5 protein-coding genes and 1 pseudogene are annotated in these 5,911 nt (G+C 60.4%); 4 read left to right on the plus strand and 2 right to left on the minus strand.

All coding sequences use genetic code 11. The features are described 5' to 3' along the window. A partial coding sequence (locus DBR18_RS20035) for a tryptophan synthase subunit beta (protein WP_256588812.1) occupies positions 1-289 on the plus strand: 289 nt, incomplete at its 5' end. Between the two features lie 150 nt (positions 290-439). Here the strand turns inward: DBR18_RS20035 and lapD are convergent. Beyond that, on the minus strand, positions 440-2,386 hold the full coding sequence (gene lapD, locus DBR18_RS20040; protein WP_108591610.1) for a cyclic di-GMP receptor LapD: 1,947 nt from the start codon (positions 2,384-2,386) through the stop codon (positions 440-442). 14 nt (positions 2,387-2,400) lie between these two features. After that, entirely contained in the window at positions 2,401-3,093 is a 693-nt protein-coding gene (gene lapG, locus DBR18_RS20045; RefSeq protein ID WP_108591611.1) for a cysteine protease LapG, read from the minus strand. Positions 3,094-3,287: 194 nt separating this feature from the next. Here lapG and DBR18_RS20050 point away from each other — a divergent pair, with 194 nt between their 5' ends. From DBR18_RS20050 to DBR18_RS29545, 3 genes and pseudogenes are all read left to right on the plus strand, one after another. After that, a complete protein-coding gene (locus tag DBR18_RS20050; protein WP_108591612.1) occupies positions 3,288-3,998 on the plus strand; it encodes a GntR family transcriptional regulator in 711 nt (236 codons plus the stop codon). A 768-nt stretch (positions 3,999-4,766) separates the two neighbouring features. Then, a complete protein-coding gene (locus DBR18_RS20055) occupies positions 4,767-5,543 on the plus strand; it encodes a DUF3050 domain-containing protein (protein ID WP_108591613.1) in 777 nt (258 codons plus the stop codon). Beyond that, a pseudogene (locus DBR18_RS29545) lies at positions 5,540-5,911 on the plus strand (aminobenzoate oxygenase); the annotation flags it as partial. The gene DBR18_RS20055 and the pseudogene DBR18_RS29545, both read left to right, overlap by 4 nt.

Below are 5,911 nucleotides of genomic sequence, written 5' to 3' on the forward strand. Positions count from 1 at the left end.
TGCGGCCTACGCCGAGGCCACGGAAACGCTGCCGGCCGACCACCACGAAATCCAGGCCTGGTTCGCCAACGCGGCCGTGGAAAACAGCCTCAAACAGCTCAAGCAGAGCGACTTTGAAATGATTCGGGTACTCGACGACCTGATTCAGGTGCTGACCCAGAAGGGCGTGATCCGCGTCACCGACCTGCCGCCGGCGGCCCAGGCCAAGCTGATGGACCGGACCCAGGCACGTGAGGCGCTGGGCGGGTTGAGCCAGTTGATCGATGAAGATGAAGGCGGGCTGATCTGATCCCGAATCTTCGTTGACTGATCTGGCGTCATCGCGGGCAAGCCCGCTCCCACAATGGGATGGGTTACCGCAGTTATGTGAACGACACAAAATCCTGTGGGAGCGGGCTTGCCCGCGATGGCGGCATCACTGACGCCACACGGAAAGGGCTCAGCTCCAGGGCTTGGGCTCACCAAACAACTGCCCCTGCACCCCGTACAAACCCATCTCGCGAATCACCGACAACTCCCCTTCGGTTTCAACTCGCTCGGCAATCAGCGGCAGATCAATGCTGTGCGCCGCACGCTGGATCGCCTCGATGAACAGGCGCTTGTCGCCCTCCTGATCGATTGCACGAATGTAGCTGCCATCGATCTTCAAGTACGCCAGCCCCAGCCGTGCCAGGTTGCCGATCATGCTGAAGCGCCCACCAAAGCGCTGCAGGCTCAGGGAGAAACCGAGTTCACGCAGGCGCCGGGTCAACTGCTCCAGTACCGCTTGTTCCGGCAACTGTTCTTCGCCGATTTCCAGCGTCAGACGCGCACCGAGATTGGAATGTGCACGCAGGATCTCGAAGACTTTGTTCAGCGCGTGCGGGTCGGCCAACGTTGCCGAAGACAGGTTCAACGCCAGCGAATCCTCATGCGCTTTCATCTGCTCCAGCACACGCTCGAGCATCAAGCGATCCAGCCGCGCTGTCCAGCCGAAACGCTCAAGCCACGGCAGGAAACGCCCGGCTGGAATCGTCTGGCCCTGCTCATCCAGTAGCCGCGACAGCACTTTGTAATGCAGCACCAGTTGCGTGTCCTGCGCAGCCACCACCGGTTGGAAGTAGAGCTCGAAACGCTGCTGATTCAGCGCCTGATCGAGCAAGCGATGCCAGGCGTGGTGATCGTCACCGACGTCCGCCACCAGGCTCTGATCGATGCACGCCCAGTTCTGCTCGCCCTGCCCCTCGGCCTGCGCCAGCGCCTGATCGCCCAACGTGAGGACCGTTTGCGGCGAATCACCGTGGGCAAATGGGGCGAGGCCAATGGAGGCCACGGCCGGCACATCGGTGGCGCCGGTGGCGTGCAGGCTGCTCAGCGCACTGTCGAGGTTCTGCGCCAGTTGCAGCGCTTCTTCGCGCACCAGCCCCGGCGCCAGCACGGCGAACTCACCGCCGCGAATCCGGGTGACGAGGTTCTGGGTTTCCGGGTATTTGGCGCACTCGCGGGACAACTGCTGGCCCACGGCTTTCAATAGTTCATCGGTGCGCTGCCCGCCCAGACGCTGGTTGAGCCCGGCCAGATCCTTGACCCGCAACAACAGCAGGTAACCGGAACTGGCCTGCTCGGGGTTGCTCACCCGATTGTGCAACTGCATCTCGAAATAGCGTCGGTTCGCCAGCCCGGTAAGGTTGTCCTGATAAGACTCGGCACGCAGTTTTTCGCTGCGCTCGGCCTGCTCCTGAAACAGCGCCTTGAGCTTCTCGACCATCTGGTTCATCGCCTGCACCACGCGCCGCAGTTCAGGGGTGCGCGGCAGCTCCGGCAGGCTGAGGAATTCGCGGCGGGCGATGGCGTGGGACTGCTTGACCATGTAATCGAGCGGGCGCAGTTGTCGGCGCAGCAGCAGCGCGCCGAGTACCGCACTGACCGCGCCACACAGCAGCAGCCAGCCGAGGCTGCCCAACGCGCTCTGCCACAGCTTGGCCACGGCAAACATCGGGTGGCTGACCACCTCGACCCGCGCCGCCTGCTCCCAGCCACGGCTGACCAGCGCGTCGCCACCGGCCGGTTCCAGGCCGATCAGTTTGACGAACCAGTCAGGCACATTGCTGACCGCCGGAATCCCGCTACGCTCGACGATGGTCTGGTCGGTCTTGAGATCGACCACGCGGATGCTCGCGTAGTAACCGCTGTCGAAAATCGAACTGACCAGCAGCTCGACCATCGCCGGGTCGTCGATATTCGGCGTCAGCGACAGCGCCAGCGCCGTCGCGGCGTCCTGGGCATGGGAGCGCAGCTGGTTGACGTACTGGGTGCGCGAGCTCTCCAGACTGACCATGAAGCTGCCGGTGAAGGCGACCACCAGGAACAGACAGATAGCGATCAACAGCTGTTTGAACAAGGACATCTGAGCGCGTGCTCCTAGTTAGTCGTTTCGACCGGGAAACCTTCGGCCTGCATTTTCTTCAGCACATCCTGCCAGCGCGACAGGCGTTTGGTGTCACTGACCTTTTTGTTGCCCTTGGCCCCCGGCAGGTACAGACCTTCGGCATTGAAAGAGTAGACCGGCAACAAATCGGTTCGCTGGGACGCCGGCTGAATCGGGTCGATCAGGCTGTCGAGCACCAGCGGCATGGCATCGGGGGTGGCGTAGTAAGTCAGTACCATGTGCGCGCGATTCTGGCGCAGTGCCTTGACGTAGGTGATGCGCAGCTTGTCACTGGAGACCCCGAGATGGCGCAGGCTGAAATACTTGGCGATCGCGTAGTCTTCGCAGTCACCGGCACCTTTCCACAACGCTTCGATGGGCGTCTCCCAATAATCGACCTGACCCCACAGATCGATGTCCTCTACATACCGCACCTGTTTGTTGAAGAACAGGTTCACCACTTTGAGCTTTTCCATCTCGCTGACCTGTTTCTGTGTGGCCAGCAGATTTTGCCAGGCATCGATCCGCTGCTGTCCCGCGCCCAGTGGTCCGTACAACGCCGTGGCTTTGCGGCTGATCGCGGAAAAATCCCAATCGGCATGCAGGCCGCCCAGCATGACGCCGGCCAGCAACAGTGCGCAGCCTAGCCAGCGCAGCGTCCGGGGGATCGCGAAACGTACCGCCACAGCAGGTTTCCAGGGGGCAGGAAGGAAAGCGTTTGATGGTGAAGCTTAGCCCGGCAAAAAACAATGGCACCCTGAGATCATCGCCATCGCGCTAGAATTCATGCACGCGCAATCCTTTACACGGTTTGACAACCTGTAGAGCAGTCACTAGTGTCTTTGGATCCAAATTACGTCGTCATTCAGGGTGAGTAGTCGTGACACAGAAGCCCAATCCGCTGCACAGCATCAAGGTCGAAGGGCCGATCCCCGCACACCTCGCCCGCTCGATTATCGAAGAGACCCTGCGCTCGGCGATCCTCGACGGTCGCCTGCCGTGCGGCACCGCCCTGCGCCAGCAGGATCTGGCCGACCTGTTCGGGGTCAGCCGCATGCCGGTGCGTGAGGCATTGCGTCAGCTGGAAGCCCAGGAGCTGCTGAGCGTTACCACTCACAAGGGCGCCGTGGTCGCACCGCTGATTCAGGGCGACGCCACCGAAACCTACGAGTTGCGGATCCTCCTCGAATCCGAAGCCATGCGCCAGTCGATCCCGCTGCTGACCAGCGCCGATCATGCGCACGCCGCCGGCTATATCGAAGAACTCGAAACCCAGCACGACTACAGCGAAATCGGGCGACTCAATCGCCTGTTTCACATGGCCTTGTACAGCAAGGCGCCGAATCGGCGTCTGCTGCGACTGGTCGAAGACGGACTGAACGAGGAGGAACGCTTTCTGCGTTTCAACCTCGAAGCCATGGGTCTGGGCAAGTTGTCCCAGGAAGATCACCGCGCCATGCTCCAGGCCGTGATCGAGCGCGATGTCGAGCGTTCGGTGAAGCTGCTTGCGCAGCACCTCAACCGTGGTGTCGACGTGATCACCCGTTTCCTCGCCAGCCCTGCCGGACAACATCGCAAAACCGAACGCTGATCCCCTCCACGCCGGCGTCTGGCCTTCGCGCCTGGCCGGCGAATAACCCGCTTACAAATCCTCTCCAAGGTCCTCCGCAATTCTGGTGGCGGATCCTCGTGTTCACTCTAACCTCCCAGCGCTCGCATGCCCGCCATTGCGGCTCGGCGTGGACGAATCGGTCATAGCCGTCTCGTCAATTTACCCGCACTCTTAAACGGCCAACCCATGAAGAACGGGTGACGCACCGCACCGTCGGCGCAGTCCCCGCACCAGGAACCTACGGAAGGAGCCTTGCCACGGGAAAAGGGAAGTTACGGCGCCGTTTCCAGCCCACTTTCATTCCTATACACCACTTCAATCTCTGCATCGGAAAGTTGCTTTGAGTGAGGCATTCACTCTTTTAATAAATTTTGGCCATTATTTGCCGAAAGGAGCAACTGCGCCCAAGTAAAACTTAAATAAAAAGTTTTACCGGGCCGACTCATACTTGAAAAACAGCAAACTAAAAATAATTAAAAATAAACTTGTTAAGTTATTTAACGATGTATTAGCTTTTCCTCGCCGAGCAGGATCAATCCCGCAAACACGGCGCAGCTCCGCAGTACGGCCATAGCCTTGATCCATTACCGCCAAGGCTATAGCCCAGAGCCTTTCATGCATTTTTCAAACTTTCATCAACCCGAATGAGGCCAGCGCTCGCCAATAAAAACACTTCAGACTTGATATGTCCGCGTTGATGCAACTGTACGAGCAACTCCCTCTATTCCAATAACATCGAGGTTCGCCATGATGCCAACTAAAGAACAACTCGCCCTGAAAAAAGCTCAATTGAGCGTTCACCCGATCTTCACTGAGATCGATTCGATATCGGTACTGCGCCGCTTCATGGAATCCCACGTGTTCGCCGTGTGGGATTTCATGTCCCTGACCAAACGCCTGCAACAGGAACTGACCTGCACCCGCCTGCCCTGGTTGCCGCCACGCGACCCGCATGCCGCACGCCTGATCAATGAAATCGTGCTCGGCGAAGAGTCGGATGATCGTCCCGCTCACGGCCATTACAGCCATTTCGAGCTGTACCTGGATGCCATGCGTGAAGTCGGGGCGAGCACCACGGCGGTCGAACGGTTTGTTGCGCTGCAACAGGAAGGGGTGAGCTACGACGTGGCGCTGCAAAGCGTCGAGGTGGATCCGGCAGCGGCGACATTTGTCCGCGAGACCCTGCACACCGCGCTGCATGCACCGGGCCACAGCGTCGCCGCCGCGTTCCTGCATGGCCGCGAAAGCGTGATCCCGCCGATGTTCCAGCGCATCCTCGATGACTGGGGGATCGGCATCGAACAGGCACCGACCTTTCGCTATTACCTGGAGCGCCACATCGAGGTCGACTCGGAAGATCACGGCCCGGCGGCAGAGCAACTGCTGGAGCGCCTGGTCGACGGCGATCCGCAGCGTGAAGCCGAGGTCTACGCCAGTGCCATCGCGGCGGTGGAAAGCCGCATCGCCCTGTGGGACGGCCTGCGCCTGAGCATGCGCGAGCCTTTGGCGGAGGTGGCCCAATGAACGCCGCCGACTATCAATCCTTCGCCGACGCCTGGGAAACCCGCGCCACCATCCGCACCCGGCCTCGGCGCGTGCTCGAAGACGATGAGCGCCTGATCTATCCGTTGAGCCGCCAGCCCCTGGTGCTCAGCGAAACCTTCCTGCGTGAATGCCCGCAGGCGCGAGATTTTGCGTTGGTGCAGACGCTGTACAAGTTCATCAACGATGTGGTGATTTTCGAAACCGAGATCGTCGACAAGACCGCCCGCGCCATCGCCAAGAATCGCTTTGCCGTGCCCTTCCCGTTCGCCTGCCGCTACGACGCCATGACGGTGGTGGTGGACGAGGATTACCACGCACTGGTGGCGATGGATTTCATGCAGCAGACC

Origin of the sequence: Pseudomonas sp. HMWF021 (assembly GCF_003061005.1) — a bacterium.
GTDB lineage: Bacteria > Pseudomonadota > Gammaproteobacteria > Pseudomonadales > Pseudomonadaceae > Aquipseudomonas.